At 40.7% G+C, this 410-nt stretch carries 1 protein-coding gene; it reads right to left on the bottom strand.

The genetic code is table 11. The features are described 5' to 3' along the window. Window positions 1-410 (bottom strand): hypothetical protein (locus tag E1140_RS21130; protein WP_185153306.1); only part of this gene is annotated, 410 nt, incomplete at both ends.

Genomic DNA, 410 nt, shown 5'->3' with positions numbered 1-410 from the left:
TCCTTATCAGTTAAGGCTATTGCACCTTGTCTGTAATCATTGGTTGGAATGTCGTTAAGACATAAATCAAAGGTCCCGTTATAACTTGTACTGGCTCCACCAATCCTACTACCAACAATCACATAGTACTGTGCCCCTGCCGTTAAATCTTCCTTAACAAACTTATACTCGTTGGTCGAATTAGCACCATATATTTCATTGCCTGAGGCATCCTGAATAACCATTCGCGCATTAGTGCCCAGAGTACCAGGAACTAATTCTAATTGTAGAAATGGGTTGTCAGCTGTAAATGTAAACCAAAGGTCATTGTAAAAAGTACCAATACTTGAAGAAGACATTGTACCTGTTGCTCCTATCGTAGTGTATGCCCCCCCTGTACTACACCAGCTATCCTTATCAGTTAAGGCTAT

Source organism: Fulvivirga lutimaris (genome assembly GCF_009711525.1).
In the GTDB taxonomy this organism is placed as follows: Bacteria; Bacteroidota; Bacteroidia; order Cytophagales; family Cyclobacteriaceae; genus Fulvivirga; species Fulvivirga lutimaris.
This window is presented reverse-complemented; position numbering and strand designations above follow the sequence as displayed.